General features: G+C 70.8%; 14 protein-coding genes. 8 read left to right on the top strand and 6 right to left on the bottom strand.

What is annotated here, in order from left to right; all coding sequences use genetic code 11:
• Positions 1 to 32 precede the first annotated feature (32 nt).
• From ACH4SI_RS10325 to ACH4SI_RS10310, 4 genes are all read left to right on the top strand, one after another.
• Complete coding sequence (locus ACH4SI_RS10325; protein WP_398294769.1) at positions 33 to 788, top strand: spermidine synthase; 756 nt, start codon at positions 33 to 35, stop codon at positions 786 to 788.
• Between the two features lie 139 nt (positions 789 to 927).
• Complete coding sequence (locus ACH4SI_RS10320; protein ID WP_055547848.1) at positions 928 to 1,668, top strand: response regulator transcription factor; 741 nt, start codon at positions 928 to 930, stop codon at positions 1,666 to 1,668.
• The gene (locus ACH4SI_RS10315) at positions 1,665 to 2,873 is read left to right on the top strand and encodes a sensor histidine kinase (RefSeq protein ID WP_398294767.1); all 1,209 of its coding nucleotides are present in this window, start codon (positions 1,665 to 1,667) and stop codon (positions 2,871 to 2,873) included. The genes ACH4SI_RS10320 and ACH4SI_RS10315 overlap by 4 nt, the downstream gene beginning before the upstream one ends.
• Positions 2,874 to 3,106: 233 nt before the next feature.
• Entirely contained in the window at positions 3,107 to 6,961 is a 3,855-nt protein-coding gene (locus tag ACH4SI_RS10310; RefSeq protein WP_398294765.1) for a multifunctional oxoglutarate decarboxylase/oxoglutarate dehydrogenase thiamine pyrophosphate-binding subunit/dihydrolipoyllysine-residue succinyltransferase subunit, read from the top strand.
• A 316-nt stretch (positions 6,962 to 7,277) separates the two neighbouring features.
• Here ACH4SI_RS10310 and ACH4SI_RS10305 read toward each other — a convergent pair whose 3' ends face one another.
• The gene (locus ACH4SI_RS10305; protein WP_398294763.1) at positions 7,278 to 8,387 is read right to left on the bottom strand and encodes a methyltransferase domain-containing protein; all 1,110 of its coding nucleotides are present in this window, start codon (positions 8,385 to 8,387) and stop codon (positions 7,278 to 7,280) included.
• Positions 8,384 to 8,584 carry a hypothetical protein gene (locus tag ACH4SI_RS10300; protein WP_398294761.1) on the bottom strand — a complete coding sequence of 67 codons (201 nt, stop codon included), beginning with the start codon at positions 8,582 to 8,584 and terminating at the stop codon, positions 8,384 to 8,386. The genes ACH4SI_RS10305 and ACH4SI_RS10300 overlap by 4 nt, the downstream gene beginning before the upstream one ends.
• A gap of 210 nt (positions 8,585 to 8,794) precedes the next feature.
• On the opposite strand from ACH4SI_RS10300, the gene ACH4SI_RS10295 reads away from it, so the two are divergent.
• A complete protein-coding gene (locus ACH4SI_RS10295) occupies positions 8,795 to 9,289 on the top strand; it encodes a hypothetical protein (protein WP_398294759.1) in 495 nt (164 codons plus the stop codon).
• A 64-nt stretch (positions 9,290 to 9,353) separates the two neighbouring features.
• Complete coding sequence (locus ACH4SI_RS10290; protein WP_398294757.1) at positions 9,354 to 9,536, top strand: DUF6104 family protein; 183 nt, start codon at positions 9,354 to 9,356, stop codon at positions 9,534 to 9,536.
• 18 nt (positions 9,537 to 9,554) lie between these two features.
• Here ACH4SI_RS10290 and ACH4SI_RS10285 read toward each other — a convergent pair whose 3' ends face one another.
• The gene (locus tag ACH4SI_RS10285; protein ID WP_398294755.1) at positions 9,555 to 10,304 is read right to left on the bottom strand and encodes a 3-oxoacyl-ACP reductase family protein; all 750 of its coding nucleotides are present in this window, start codon (positions 10,302 to 10,304) and stop codon (positions 9,555 to 9,557) included.
• A gap of 87 nt (positions 10,305 to 10,391) precedes the next feature.
• Between ACH4SI_RS10285 and ACH4SI_RS10280 the strand changes: the two genes are divergently transcribed.
• Positions 10,392 to 10,994 (top strand): TetR/AcrR family transcriptional regulator, encoded by a 603-nt coding sequence (locus ACH4SI_RS10280; RefSeq protein WP_398294753.1) that lies wholly within the window; start codon positions 10,392 to 10,394, stop codon positions 10,992 to 10,994.
• Positions 10,995 to 10,997: 3 nt separating this feature from the next.
• Here the strand turns inward: ACH4SI_RS10280 and ACH4SI_RS10275 are convergent, their stop codons facing one another.
• Together ACH4SI_RS10275 and ACH4SI_RS10270 are read right to left on the bottom strand one after the other, a co-directional pair.
• Complete coding sequence (locus ACH4SI_RS10275) at positions 10,998 to 11,813, bottom strand: BTAD domain-containing putative transcriptional regulator (RefSeq protein WP_398294751.1); 816 nt, start codon at positions 11,811 to 11,813, stop codon at positions 10,998 to 11,000.
• Positions 11,814 to 11,833: 20 nt separating this feature from the next.
• A complete protein-coding gene (locus tag ACH4SI_RS10270) occupies positions 11,834 to 12,487 on the bottom strand; it encodes a TetR/AcrR family transcriptional regulator (protein ID WP_398294749.1) in 654 nt (217 codons plus the stop codon).
• 153 nt (positions 12,488 to 12,640) lie between these two features.
• Between ACH4SI_RS10270 and ACH4SI_RS10265 the strand changes: the two genes are divergently transcribed.
• Positions 12,641 to 13,261 carry a malonic semialdehyde reductase gene (locus ACH4SI_RS10265; protein ID WP_398294747.1) on the top strand — a complete coding sequence of 207 codons (621 nt, stop codon included), beginning with the start codon at positions 12,641 to 12,643 and terminating at the stop codon, positions 13,259 to 13,261.
• Positions 13,262 to 13,372: 111 nt separating this feature from the next.
• On the opposite strand, the gene ACH4SI_RS10260 is transcribed toward ACH4SI_RS10265, so the two are convergent.
• Positions 13,373 to 13,780, bottom strand: a complete 408-nt coding sequence (locus ACH4SI_RS10260; protein WP_398294745.1) for a nuclear transport factor 2 family protein — start codon at positions 13,778 to 13,780, stop codon at positions 13,373 to 13,375.
• Between the last annotated feature and the right edge of the window lie 9 nt (positions 13,781 to 13,789).

Here is a 13,789-nt window from a genome sequence, read left to right as displayed (position 1 = left end):
CTCACCGAGGAAGCCCGGGAGGACCCGCCCCCATGCAGTCGCCGTACGACATCGCCGATGACCGGCCGGTGACGGTCGACCGCCGCCAGGGCCCCTACGGCGAGGTCGTGCTGCGGCGCCGGAACCGGGGTGGCGCGAGCGGCGGGGGCGCGGTCGGTGAGGGCGGCCGCGGAGAAGGGACCGTCTTCGAGATCATTGCCAACGGGTGCTTCCTCATGGACACCTCCGACGGCCGCTCCGAGCGCCTGCTGATCCGCGCGGCGCTCGACGCGCTGCCGCCAGGACGCCGCTCCCCCGCGCTGCTCATCGGCGGCCTCGGGGTCGGATTTTCGCTGGTCGAGGCGGTGTCCGAGCCCCGGTGGGGGCGGATCGCGGTGGTCGAGCGGGAGGCGGCGGTGATCGACTGGCATCGCGAAGGACCGCTGGCGGCGGTGTCCGGCGAGGCGCTGACCGATCCGCGCACGGAGATCGTCCACACCGATCTGGTCGCGCATCTCCGCGCCGGTACGGAGGGCGCGGAGCCCTACGACGCGCTGTGTCTGGACATCGACAACGGCCCCGACTGGACCGTCACCGAGGACAACGACGGGCTGTACTCCCCCGCCGGGCTCGCCGCCTGCGCGAGCCGTCTCACCCCCGGCGGAGTGCTGGCCGTGTGGTCGGCCCAGCCGTCGCCCGCATTCGAGCGAGCTCTCCGGAATGCCGGGTTCACATCGGTGCGTACGGAAGAGATCGCCGTTGCCCGGGGTGTGCCCGACGTGGTGCATCTCGGGATTCGAGGCGCGTAGCCGAGCCGCGTAGGCTGCCCTTACGCTTGCTTGCCTACGAAAAGTGGCCGGTAAACGACCAGGCACCGAGGCGTGGGTTTCGCCACACGTGTGACGGTAGGCGGCCGCGGATTCATGGGAACGACGCAGGGGCGGGCGTATGGAGCAGATGCACAACGGCCACAACGGGGGCGCCACGACCACCCCGGGCGCGCAACGCCGGATCCTCGTCGTCGAGGATGACCCGACCATAGTGGACGCCATCGCGGCCCGGTTGCGCGCCGAAGGATTCCAGGTGCAGACGGCCTCGGACGGCCCGGCGGCCGTGGACACGGCCGAGGCGTGGCAGCCGGATCTGCTGGTCCTCGACGTGATGCTGCCGGGTTTCGACGGCCTGGAGGTCTGCCGCCGGGTGCAGGCGCGGCGGCCGGTGCCGGTCCTGATGCTGACCGCGCGGGACGACGAGACCGACATGCTGGTCGGGCTCGGCGTCGGCGCCGACGACTACATGACCAAGCCGTTCTCGATGCGCGAGGTGGCGGCCCGGGTGCATGTGCTGCTGCGCCGGGTCGAACGGGCGGCGCTGGCCGCGAACACCCCGCGCAGCGGGATCCTGCGCCTGGGCGAGCTGGAGATCGACCACGCCCAGCGCCGGGTGCGGGTGCGCGGCTCGGACGTCCATCTGACGCCGACCGAGTTCGACCTGCTGGTCTGCCTGGCGAACACCCCGCGCGCGGTGCTCTCGCGGGAGCAGCTGCTGGCCGAGGTGTGGGACTGGGCGGACGCCTCCGGCACCCGGACCGTGGACAGCCACATCAAGGCGCTGCGCCGGAAGATCGGCGCGGAACGGATCCGTACGGTGCACGGCGTCGGCTACGCCCTGGAGACGCCCGCGGCATGAGGAAGCCTCCCGGGACCCCTTGGGATCTGGACCGGCACCTCCGGCGGGTCCGGAGCCTCTCCCGGAGCGAGCGGATCCGCTCCACGTGGGCCCGGGTCTGGGAGGCGCTGCGGCCGTTCGACCCGTACCGCTCGGTCAAGGCGGCCCTGGGCGCGCTGGTCATCGGGTCGGTCATCATCACGACCCTGCTGGTGTTCGCGGCGATGCACTCGGACACCGAGCTGCGCGTGATCACGGTCTTCTCGATCATCGCGTCGCTGCTGATCACCCAGTTCGTGGCGCACGGGCTGACCGCCCCGCTGGACGAGATGACCCTGGTCACCAAGGCGATGGCGCACGGCGACTACACCCAGCGGGTGGGGGCCGCCCAGCGCCGGGACGAGTTCGGCGACCTGGCCAGCTCGTTCAACCGGATGGCGGCCGATCTGGAGGCGGTGGACACCCACCGCAAGGAGCTGGTCGCCAACGTCTCGCACGAGCTGCGCACGCCGATCGCGGCGCTGCGGGCGGTGCTGGAGAACGTCGTGGACGGCGTCTCGGAGGCGGATCCGGAGACGATGCGGGTCGCGCTGCGCCAGACCGAGCGTCTTGGTCGGCTGGTCGAGCAGCTGCTGGATCTGTCGCGGCTGGACAACGGGGTGGTGCCGCTGCACGCGCGCACCTTCGAGGTCTGGCCGTATCTGGCCGGGATCCTCAAGGAGGCCAGCATGGCCAAGGGCGCGGACGCGGGCTCGGGCAAGCACACCCGTAAGGACGTCCATCTCGACCTGGACGTCTCCCCGCCGGAGCTGTCCGCGTACGCGGACGCCGAGCGGCTGCACCAGGTCATGGCCAACCTGATCGACAACGCGATGAAGCACAGCCCGGCGCACGGCCGGGTCAGTGTGCGGGCGCGGCGCGGCGAGGGGCCGGGGAGCCTGGAGCTGGAGGTGCAGGACGAGGGCCCGGGCATCCCGGAGGCGGAGCGGCACCGGGTGTTCGAGCGCTTCAACCGGGGCAGCCTCTCCCCGAACCCGGCAGGCCCGGCGCCCGGCGCCCGCCCGCGGCCCGGTCAGGGCAGCGACGGGGGCACCGGCCTGGGCCTGGCCATCGCGCGCTGGGCCGTCGATCTGCACGGCGGACGCATCGGGGTGGCCGAATCCTCTCGGGGCTGCCGGATCAAAGTCACCCTTCCGGGGGACGTCCAGAGATCAAAATTGACGTAAAGTCGGTGACGGAAGCGCACATCTGAGCGGTGTGGGTGCACTTTTGCGTTCCCACATCCCGGACGGTCACAGCGGAACCACGTGTGCTTCCCGCCACGTCATGCCCTGAAACCCGTCGATGAGTGTGACATAGACGACGTTGACCAGTGCGGCCTGCACGTAAGGGGTCAAGAGGCGTAGCCTTTATTCCCGCTGTCCACCACCTTGTGAAGCGGAAGAGGGCGGTTACCGCCGTGTCGCCACAGTCCCCCAACACCTCGAGCGTCTCGACCGACGAGCAGGACGGGCAGGGAAGTAGCCCTGCCGCCGCCTTCGGACCCAATGAGTGGCTCGTCGACGAGATTTACCAGCAGTACCTCCAGGATCCGAACTCGGTCGACCGAGCCTGGTGGGACTTCTTCGCCGACTACAAGCCGGGCCAGGACACCGGCTCCGCGGTGGCCGCGCCACCGCAGGGAGCGACCGGAGGCGCCGCCCCGGCTCCCGCCGCGGGGGCACCCGCCGCCGCTCAGCCCGCGAAGGCCCCGGCCCCGGCCAAGCCGGCGGACGCCAAGCCCGCGGACGCCAAGCCGGCCGCCGCCGCACCGGCGCCCGCGAAGCCCGCCGCGGCCCCTGCGGCTCCCGCGGCGCAGGCTCCGGCCCCGGCCAAGCCCGCGCCGGCCAAGCCGACCCCCGCCGAGCCCACGGCCGCCGCCAAGCCGGCGAAGGCCGAGCCGGCCGCCGGCCCCGAGCTGGTCACGCTGCGCGGCCCCTCCGCGGCCGTCGCGAAGAACATGAACGCGTCGCTGGAGCTGCCGACGGCCACCTCGGTCCGCGCGGTCCCGGTGAAGCTGCTGTTCGACCAGCGCATCGTGATCAACAACCACCTCAAGCGCGCCCGCGGCGGCAAGGTGTCCTTCACGCACCTCATCGGCTACGCCATGGTGCAGGCGCTGAAGGCGATGCCCTCGATGAACTACTCGTTCACCGAGAAGGACGGCAAGCCGACCCTGGTCAAGCCGGAGCACGTCAACCTCGGCCTCGCCATCGACCTGGTCAAGCCCAACGGCGACCGCCAGCTCGTCGTCGCGGCGATCAAGAAGGCCGAGACGCTGAACTTCTTCGAGTTCTGGCAGGCCTACGAGGACATCGTCCGCCGCGCCCGCGCGAACAAGCTGACGATGGAGGACTTCACCGGCGTCACCGCCTCCCTCACCAACCCCGGCGGCATCGGCACCGTGCACTCCGTGCCGCGGCTGATGCCCGGCCAGGGCCTGATCGTGGGCGTCGGCGCGATGGAGTACCCGGCCGAGTTCCAGGGCACCTCCCAGGACACCCTGAACAAGCTGGGCGTCTCCAAGGTCATGACGCTGACCAGCACCTATGACCACCGGGTGATCCAGGGCGCCGCCTCCGGCGAGTTCCTGCGGGTCATGAACCAGCTGCTGCTCGGCGAGAACGACTTCTACGACGAGATCTTCAAGGCGCTGCGCATCCCCTACGAGCCGGTCCGCTGGCTCAAGGACATCGACGTCAGCCACGACGACGACGTCACCAAGGCGGCCCGGGTCTTCGACCTGATCCACGCCTACCGGGTCCGCGGCCACGTCATGGCCGACACCGACCCGCTGGAGTACCGCCAGCGCAAGCACCCCGACCTCGACATCATCGAGCACGGGCTCACCCTGTGGGACCTGGAGCGCGAGTTCGCGGTCGGCGGCTTCGCGGGCAAGTCCATGATGAAGCTGCGCGACATCCTGGGCGTGCTGCGCGACTCGTACTGCCGCACCACCGGCATCGAGTTCATGCACATCCAGGACCCGAAGCAGCGCAAGTGGATCCAGGACCGCGTCGAGCGCAGCCACGACAAGCCGGAGCGCGAGGAGCAGCTGCGCATCCTGCGCCGGCTCAACGCGGCCGAGGCGTTCGAGACCTTCCTCCAGACGAAGTACGTCGGCCAGAAGCGGTTCTCCCTGGAGGGCGGCGAGTCCAGCATCCCGCTGCTGGACGCCGTGCTGGACGCGGCCGCCGAGTCGCGCCTGGACGAGGTCGTCATCGGCATGGCCCACCGCGGCCGGCTCAACGTCCTCGCCAACATCGTCGGCAAGTCGTACGCGCAGATCTTCCGCGAGTTCGAGGGCAACCTCGACCCGAAGTCGATGCACGGCTCCGGCGACGTCAAGTACCACCTGGGCGCCGAGGGCGTCTTCACCGGCCTCGACGGTGAGCAGATCAAGGTCTCGCTCACCGCCAACCCCTCCCACCTGGAAGCGGTGGACCCGGTCGTCGAGGGTGTCGCGCGCGCCAAGCAGGACATCATCGGCAAGGCGGGCACGGACTTCACCGTCCTGCCGGTGCAGCTCCACGGCGACGCCGCCTTCGCCGGCCAGGGCGTGGTCGCCGAGACGCTGAACATGTCGCAGCTGCGCGGCTACCGCACCGGCGGCACCGTGCACATCGTCATCAACAACCAGGTCGGCTTCACCGCCGCCCCGGCCGCGTCCCGCTCCTCGATGTACGCCACCGACGTGGCGCGCATGATCGAGGCGCCGATCTTCCACGTCAACGGCGACGACCCCGAGGCCGTCGTCCGCGTCGCCCGGCTGGCCTTCGAGTTCCGCCAGGCGTTCAACAAGGACGTGGTCATCGACCTCATCTGCTACCGCCGCCGCGGCCACAACGAGACCGACAACCCCGGTTTCACCCAGCCGCTGATGTACGACCTGATCGACAAGAAGCGCTCGGTGCGCAAGCTCTACACCGAGTCGCTGATCGGGCGCGGCGACATCACCCTGGAAGAGGCCGAGCAGGCGCTCCAGGACTTCCAGGGCCAGCTGGAGAAGGTCTTCACCGAGGTCCGCGACGCGATCTCGACCCCGGCCCAGCCCGAGGTCCCCGAGCCGCAGCCGGAGTTCCCGGTCACGGTGCAGACGGCGGTCTCCCAGGAGGTCGTCAAGCGGATCGCCGAGTCCCAGGTCAACACCCCCGACCGGATCACCGTCCACCCGCGGCTGCTCCCGCAGCTCCAGCGGCGCGCGGCGATGATCGAGGACGACACGATCGACTGGGGCATGGGCGAGACCCTCGCCATCGGCTCGCTGCTCATGGAGGGCACCCCGGTCCGGCTCGCCGGCCAGGACTCCCGCCGCGGCACCTTCGGCCAGCGCCACGCGGTGCTCGTCGACCGCGAGACCGGCGACGACTACACCCCGCTGCTCTACCTCTCCGACGACCAGGCCCGCTACAACGTCTACGACTCGCTGCTCAGCGAGTACGCGGCGATGGGCTTCGAGTACGGCTACTCGCTGGCCCGCCCGGAGGCGCTGGTCCTGTGGGAGGCGCAGTTCGGTGACTTCGTCAACGGTGCGCAGACCATCGTCGACGAGTTCATCTCGTCCGCCGAGCAGAAGTGGGGCCAGACCTCCGGCGTCACCCTGCTGCTGCCGCACGGCTACGAGGGCCAGGGCCCGGACCACTCCTCCGCCCGCATCGAGCGCTTCCTCCAGCTGTGCGCGCAGAACAACATGACGGTCGCCATGCCGACGCTGCCGTCGAACTACTTCCACCTGCTGCGCTGGCAGGTCCACAACCCGCACCACCGGCCGCTGGTCGTCTTCACCCCGAAGTCGATGCTGCGCCTGAAGGCCGCGGCCTCGAAGACCGAGGAGTTCACCACCGGCGCCTTCCGCCCCGTCATCGGCGACGAGTCGGTGGACCCGGCGGGCGTCCGCAAGGTGATCTTCTGCTCCGGCAAGGTCTACTACGACTTGGACGCGGAGCGTCAGAAGCGCGGTGCGACGGACACGGCCATCATCCGGCTGGAGCGGCTGTACCCGCTGCCGGGCGCCGAGGTCCAGGCCGAGATCGCCAAGTTCTCGGGCGTGGAGAAGTTCGTCTGGGCGCAGGAGGAGCCGGCCAACCAGGGCGGCTGGCCGTTCATGGCCCTCAACCTGATCGACCACCTCGAGCTGGCGGTCGGCGAGGACGTCCCCGCGGCCGAGCGGCTGGTCCGCGTGTCGCGTCCGCACTCGTCCTCGCCCGCGGTGGGGTCGAACAAGCGGCACCAGACGGAGCAGCAGGCGCTGGTGAGCGAGGCCTTCGACATCTGAGGCCCCGTTCGTTCCGTTCCGGAAGGCCCGGCCCCCGCATCGCGCGGGGCCGGGCCTTCCAGCGTAGGGCTCAGCTCCCGGCACTCCGGCCTCACATGCTCGGGTATCGGCTTCAGATCCCCGATGCGCGGCTCCTCGGGCACCAGCTCACCGCCGACCATCTCGTACGTCATGGCCTCTCCCCCGTTGCGGCCGCCTGCAACGCGTGCGGCCTGCCGCAACGCACCACGCTCCGCACATCGTGAAGGTACCGCCGGCGCCCCTCGCCGGTCTCACGAAAGCAGGACGAAGATGCCGAACCGCCGCCCCTGGCTCCTCAGCCGAACGACGGAATGACCGCGCCGGGGCTGCCGAGCCAGGGGGTCTGGCGGTCGGCGGTGACGGTGAGGCCGAAGTCGTACAGCTCCGGCGAACCGGCCTCCCGCCACCACTCGTACGCCCTCTCCAGCTCGCCGAACAGGTCACGCGGGCCCCACTGCTGGACGTGCCCGTCCCGGACGTACGCCCAGGAGTCGGTGGTGGCGAGCCATCCGTCGTCGGCCCAGTGCACGCCGGGAAGCCGGAGCCCCAGGGCGAAGCGGGCGTGGAAGTCCGTGTCCAGGAAGGACAGATCGAGGTCGGTCCGGCTGTCGCGGCTCTCCTCCCAGGACGCGGCGGAGTACACCGCACCGAGCGGCGACTCCGGCCGGCGCTGGCCGCGCAGATCCATGAACGACATCGGCCGACCGAAGTGGCCACACGCCGAGGTGCCGTCGTCCGCGACGCGCAGGCGCACCATCCCATGCGGCTGGAGCGTCGTCTTCCACGGCGTGACGATGAGCCCCCCGGGGCGGGTCTGCTCCACCCAGGCGAAGGGGACACGCTGGAGCGAGGCCGTGCACAGCACCCGGTCGTACGGGGCCCCGGGCGGCCAGCCGCCTTCCCCGTCCGCGGTCACCACGCGGGGGTGATACCCGGCCTCGGCCAGCCGCCAGGTGGCCGCCTCGGCGAGCCCGGCGTCCACCTCTAAGGACGTCACGTGCGCCGCCCCGGTGCGCTCGCACAGCAGGGCGGCGTTGTAGCCGGTGCCGGTCCCGATCTCCAACACCCGCATGCCAGGCCGCACATCCGCGGCGGCGAGCATGGTGAACACGGCGTCGGGAGCGCTGATGGAACTGGTCGGCAGTGCGCCCTCGGCCTCGGCCGCCCCGTCGTCGACCTGCGTGACGACGGACGCCAGCGGATCGTGGACCAGCGCAGCCCACGCTCCGGGGTCATCGGCGGCACGCAGCGGGCGGTAGGCGTCGTCTCGCCAGACCCATACCGTTTCGGGGACGAAGGCATGGCGCGGCACTTTGAGAAACACCTCCCGCATCCACGGCTCGGCGAACCCCTCCAGGCCGTCAAGGGTCTCGGCGGCCTGGGCCCGCATGTCATCGAGGCTCATTTCCGGTGCGTCCCGCCTCCGGGCTTCGACACATCCGGATGCTGGCTGTCGCTGTCGCGGGGCGACGGCTGCTGAGGCGGCGGGTTCGGCGCCGGCGGCTTTCCGTGATCGCCCATGGAGTTGATCCCTTCGATAGCCAGAATCACCAGCATGGCGCTTCGGGGAAGCTCCCGATGCCCCATCAGGAGTATCCCCATGATGGGTACAATCCGGCTTGAGACTGCTGATATCCCCATCTCGTCACCGAATCTTGGGAATCACATGTCCAGCTACCTCTCGCCCGCCGCGCTTCCTCCCCACGTTCTTGAACGATCCGACGTACGGAGGCTTCTGGAGCGCCATGATTGCCCGGGTCGAGGGTTCGATCACGACGTACGAGAAGATCACGCAGATCCCACGATTGGGCCATGGAGGCGGCCGACGCCGACATGGCGGCCCAGATGGAGGCCCGGGGGTACGCGCTGAGCGGCGAGGCCGACGCGGCCCATCGTCTGCTGGACGAGGCACAACACCTCATCGCCCGCGCCGCCGAGCAACCAGAGGATGAGCCGCCGTGGAGGTATTTCTACGGCGAGAACTGGTACACCCTTCAGCGCGGCATGGCCGAGATGCACCTCCGCCGCTGGGACACCGCCGTCGATCTGCTGCGCACCGGCGTTGACGCGCTTCCCACCCAGTACCGGCGCGATCGATCCTGGTTCAGTGCGTGCCTCGCGCACGCGCTCGCCGCGGCCGGTCATGCCGACGCGGCCGTACACACCGCGCTCGGCCGCACCGCCGACGCCTCGACCGTCGGTCGGCCCCACGCCTGGAACGAGTTGCGCACCACCGCCGCGCTGCTCCTCCGGCGCGGGGCGCCCCAGGCGCGGGGGCTGGTCGACGCGCTGGGCGACTGCGGCTGAGCGTCCGGGCCAGGGCGCATATCCTGGGGCGGTAGATCCGCCTCACCCATACCCGGAGCGACCCTTGTACTTCACCGACCGCGGCATCGAGGAGCTGGCACGGCGACGCGGCGAGGAGGAGGTCACCTTGGAGTGGCTCGCCGAGCAGCTGCGGACGTTCGTCGACCTGAACCCGGACTTCGAGGTTCCGGTGGAACGGCTGGCGACCTGGCTGGCCCGGCTCGATGACGAGGACGACGACATCTGACCAGGGGTACGGGCGGCCTCAGACCGCGTAGCCGCCGTCCACGTCGAGGGTGGTGCCCGTGACGTACGCGGCGTCGGGGCTCGCCAGGTAGGCGACGAGGCCCGCCACTTCGTCGGCCGTGCCGTAGCGGTGCACCGCGAGGTGCGGGAGGACGGATGCCGCCATCGGGCCGTCGGACGGGTTCATGTCGGTGTCGACGGGGCCGGGCTGGACGGTGTTGACGGTGATGCCGCGGCCGCCGACCTCGCGGGCCAGGGCGCGGGTGAACCCGGCCACGCCCGCCTTGGTCAGCGCGTAGAGGCTGGCGCCGGCGTAGGTGACGCGGTCGGCGTTGATGCTGCCGATCGTGATGATGCGGCCGCCGTCGCCGATATGGCGCAGGGCCTCCTGGGTGGCGGCGAAGACGCCGCGCAGGTTCACGGCGGCGACGTGGTCGTAGTCCGCGTCGGTCAGCTCCTCGATCGGCCGCACCGCGCCGACTCCCGCGTTGTTGACCAGGATGTCGAGCCGTCCGAGCCGGTCGGCTACCTCCGTGACGGCCGCCCGGAGGGACGCACGGTCCGCGGCGTCGGCCCGGACGGCCAGCGCCCGCCCTCCGTCCGCGACGATCTCCTTCACCAGGGCTTCCGCGCGGTCCGCGGAGGCGTTGTAGGTGACCGCGACCGCGGCGCCCTCCCGGGCGAGACGGCGCGCGATGCCCTCGCCGATTCCCCGCGAACCGCCCGTGACCAGCGCGACCTTGCCGTTCAGCATGATGCTCTCCCTCATTTTTTGAATGCTCACTCAAGATGTCACGCCGATCACCACCGCGCAACTGTTATCTTGAACGCACACTAAAAAACCAGGAGGACCGGCATGGCGAAGGGACGGCCCCGCGAATTCGACGTCGAGCAGGCCCTGTCGGCGGCGCTCGGCGTCTTCTGGGCCAAGGGATACGAGGGCGCCACGATGGCGGATCTGTCCGCCGCCACCGGGCTGAAGCCGGGCAGCATCTACGGCGCGTTCGGCTCGAAGGCGGGCCTGTTCGGGCAGGTCGTCGACCACTACACCCGCACCGTCTTCGCGTACGGCCCGAAGGCCCTGGAGGCCGGGAGCGTACGGGAGGTCGTGCGGCGGTGGCTGGAGGGCGCAGTCGAGGCCACGACGGGTGCCGACACCCCGGCCGGGTGCCTGATGGTCCACGGCGCGCTGGCCACCGGGGACGCGGCGTGCGAGGCGAAGGCGGAGGTGCGCACCCGCCGCCGGGCGGGGGAGGTCATGCTGACCGAGCGCTTCGCCGACGCCCAGCGGTCCGGCGATCTGCCCGGGGCCGTCGAGCCGCGGGACGCGGCGCGCTATGTCCTCGCGCTCACCGCGGGGATCGCCGTCCAGGCCGCGTACGGCGCCTCCCGCGCCGATCTGGAACGGCTCGCGGAGCTGGCCCTGATCCGGCTGCCCTGGGAGCAGGAAACGGCGTAGCCGTTACGCCACCACCGGGCCACGGCCCGGGGCGCCCGCTTCGTGGTCGAGGCGGGGGTCGGAGACCAGGACGGCCTGCTGGAGGCGCTGGAGCTTGGCGGAGGGTTCGAGACCCAGTTCCTCGGCCATGGTCATGCGCAGCCGCTGGTAGACCCCGAGGGCGCGGGTGCGCTGTCCGGAGCGGTGGAGGGCCAGCATGTACTGGCTGTGCAGCCCCTCGTGGAAGCGGTGTTCGACGACGAGCGAGGCGAGGTCGCTCAGCACCTCCAGATGGGCGCCGAGCCGCAGCCGGGTCTCGATGCCGCGCTCGGTGACGGTGAGCCGGGACTGTTCCAGCCGGGCGACCTCGGCCTGGAGCGGGCGGCCGTGCGGGGTGACGTCGACCAGGGCGGGGCCCTGCCAGAGGGCGAGGGCCTGCCGGAAGGCGGCGTCGGCGGCCCGTTCGTCGCCGACCTCCAGGGCACATTCGGCCCGGCCGACGAGGGCGCGGTAGTCGTGGGCGTCGAGCTGACCGGGGCGCAACGCTAACGCGTAGCCGCCGGGCCTGGTCTGGAGGACGTCACGGGTGACCGCGGCGGAGGACGTGCCGAGCACCTGGGCGAGCAGTTTGCGCAGGTGCAGGATGTATGTCTGCAGGGTGGTGAGCCCGGTGCGCGGCGGCTGGTCGCCCCACAGCTCGGTCATCAGCGCCTGCACCGGCACCATGCGGCCGTCGCTGAGGAGCAGCAGGGACAGGACTTTGCGCGGCTTCATCGCGCTGGGGACTCCGGACAGAGCGCCGTGGCTCAGGGTCAGCGGTCCGAGAACGTTCGCACGCATGGGTGCCACCTCCTCGCACGTCATGTGCGGTACGCGCGGACAATCAGGTCGGCGGCCTTCTCGCAGATGGCCGTGGCATCGACGGCGGCGATCGGGCGGGTGCCGTACATCGACTGGTACAGGCCCTGCTGGACGACGAGGGCCACGAACTGCTGGGCGGCGGAGGCGGGGGCGGGGACGTCCAGCTCGCCCCGGTCGGTGCGGCGGCCGAGCATTTCGGCCAGGTATTTCACCAGTTGCTGGGGCTCGCCCTCGGCGCAGGCCGGGCGCAGCGCGGGGTGACGGGCGACTTCGGCGATGACCAGGCGGCGCAGCGCGGAGGCGCGCTCGTCGAGGAGTACGTCGAGGACGCGGTGGCCGAAGGCGGTGAGGGCCGTGCGGACGTCCGCCTCGTCGTCTTCCGCAAAGGGCGACGCGGGGGCGAAGCCCGCGGCGACCCGCTCCCGTTCGCCGTCGACGGCGGCGAGGAACAACCGTTCCTTGTCGCCGAAGTGGTTGTAGACGGTCTGCTTGGAGACCCGGGCCCGGTCCGCGATGACGTCGACACCCGCCCGGGTGTAGCCCTCGCGCAGGAAGACGGCGACGGCCGCCTCCAGTATCGCCTGGCGCTTGGCGGGCTGCGGGCCCGCCGGCCGTCCCGCGGCAGCGCGCCGCGGACCGTCGTCCGTCCGCAACGGTCCAACCTCCTCGCTTCGAACCGGCCTTGCCCTCGATGGACCTGTGAGTCTAGCCTTCCCTCACCACGGTGGACTAGCCCGTCCAGTCCATTTAATTCACCATCGCGTACGCGTCCACGGACCGCGTACGAGTCATGAGGAGAGAGCTCCATGAGCGCACCGGAGAACAGCGATGCCCTGCGGCACCTCACCCTCGCGCCGGAGGCGCAGAACCAGCTGTTCCTGGAGGCCCGTACGGCCAACACCTTCACCGACGAGCCGGTGACCGAGGAACAGGTCCGCGCCATCTACGAGCTGGTGAAGTACGCGCCCACCTCGATGAACCAGCAGCCGCTGCGCATCGTCATGGTGCGGTCGGAGGAGGCCCGCGGCCGGCTGGTGGCACACATGACGGGGCGTAACCAGGAGAAGACGGCGAAGGCGCCGCTGGTGGCGGTCCTCGCCGCGGACCTGGACTTCCACGACGAGTTGCCCCGGCTCGTTCCGTTCATGGAGAACGCGCGGGACGTCTTCGCGGATCCGGGCATGCGGGAGAACTCCGCGCGGTTCAACACCGCCATCCAGGTGGGCTACTTCATCATGGGCGTGCGCGCCGCCGGACTGGCCGCCGGACCGATGATCGGCTTCGATCACGCCGCCGTGTCGAAGGAGTTCTTCAGCGACGGCCGCCACCAGGCGATCTGCGTCGTCAACATCGGCAAGCCGGGCCCGGACGCCTGGATGGGCCGGCTGCCGCGGCTGGCGTACGACGAGGTCGTCACGACCGTCTGACCCGGCGTCTGACCCGGGCCGTCCCAGGACCCCCACAGGCGGGCCGCCCACCCTCGCGGGAGCGGGGGCGGGCGGCCTGGGGTCCGCGCCGATGGCGGGGGGGCTTCGGGGTCAGCTTTCGATCAGTTCGTGGAACGCCACGGTGTCGAAGATGTCCTCCATCCGCGTGGCCCTGCCGTCCCGCATCGTCCACGAGTGGACGAAGTCGAGGGTCACGGTTCTGCCGCCGCGCGACGTCACCTCACGGGTGCCGAACACCACGACCCGGTCGCCCTGCTCGATGAACTCCTCCGGCGCGAGTCTCATCCCGCCCAGCACGCTCGGGACGTGCGCCAGGAACTCCTTGATGCCCGTGTGGCCCAGCTTGGTGCCGCCGAGGCCGTACTTCGCCATCCCCTCCGGGTGGACCCACTCGACGTCCGGGTGCATGGCCGACAGGATCCCCTCGATGTCGCGGTCCCGGAATCCCGCGTAAGCGGCGCGGATGGTCTCGATGTTGCGTGATGCCACGGTCTTCATCCCTCCTCA

This window comes from Streptomyces sp. NPDC021212 (assembly GCF_044332925.1).
GTDB lineage: Bacteria > Actinomycetota > Actinomycetes > Streptomycetales > Streptomycetaceae > Streptomyces.
This window is presented reverse-complemented; position numbering and strand designations above follow the sequence as displayed.

What these genes read in the sequence shown, in the direction of transcription:
- ACH4SI_RS10325 (WP_398294769.1), top strand. Translation starts at nt 33, where the DNA reads ATGCAGTCGCCGTACGACATCGCCGATGACCGGCCGGTGACGGTCGAC.
- ACH4SI_RS10320 (WP_055547848.1), top strand. Translation starts at nt 928, where the DNA reads ATGGAGCAGATGCACAACGGCCACAACGGGGGCGCCACGACCACCCCG.
- ACH4SI_RS10315 (WP_398294767.1), top strand. Translation starts at nt 1,665, where the DNA reads ATGAGGAAGCCTCCCGGGACCCCTTGGGATCTGGACCGGCACCTCCGG.
- ACH4SI_RS10305 (WP_398294763.1), bottom strand. Translation starts at nt 8,387, where the DNA reads ATGAGCCTCGATGACATGCGGGCCCAGGCCGCCGAGACCCTTGACGGC.
- ACH4SI_RS10300 (WP_398294761.1), bottom strand. Translation starts at nt 8,584, where the DNA reads ATGGGGATACTCCTGATGGGGCATCGGGAGCTTCCCCGAAGCGCCATG.
- ACH4SI_RS10295 (WP_398294759.1), top strand. Translation starts at nt 8,795, where the DNA reads ATGGAGGCGGCCGACGCCGACATGGCGGCCCAGATGGAGGCCCGGGGG.
- ACH4SI_RS10285 (WP_398294755.1), bottom strand. Translation starts at nt 10,304, where the DNA reads ATGAGGGAGAGCATCATGCTGAACGGCAAGGTCGCGCTGGTCACGGGC.
- ACH4SI_RS10280 (WP_398294753.1), top strand. Translation starts at nt 10,392, where the DNA reads ATGGCGAAGGGACGGCCCCGCGAATTCGACGTCGAGCAGGCCCTGTCG.
- ACH4SI_RS10275 (WP_398294751.1), bottom strand. Translation starts at nt 11,813, where the DNA reads ATGCGTGCGAACGTTCTCGGACCGCTGACCCTGAGCCACGGCGCTCTG.
- ACH4SI_RS10265 (WP_398294747.1), top strand. Translation starts at nt 12,641, where the DNA reads ATGAGCGCACCGGAGAACAGCGATGCCCTGCGGCACCTCACCCTCGCG.
- ACH4SI_RS10260 (WP_398294745.1), bottom strand. Translation starts at nt 13,780, where the DNA reads ATGAAGACCGTGGCATCACGCAACATCGAGACCATCCGCGCCGCTTAC.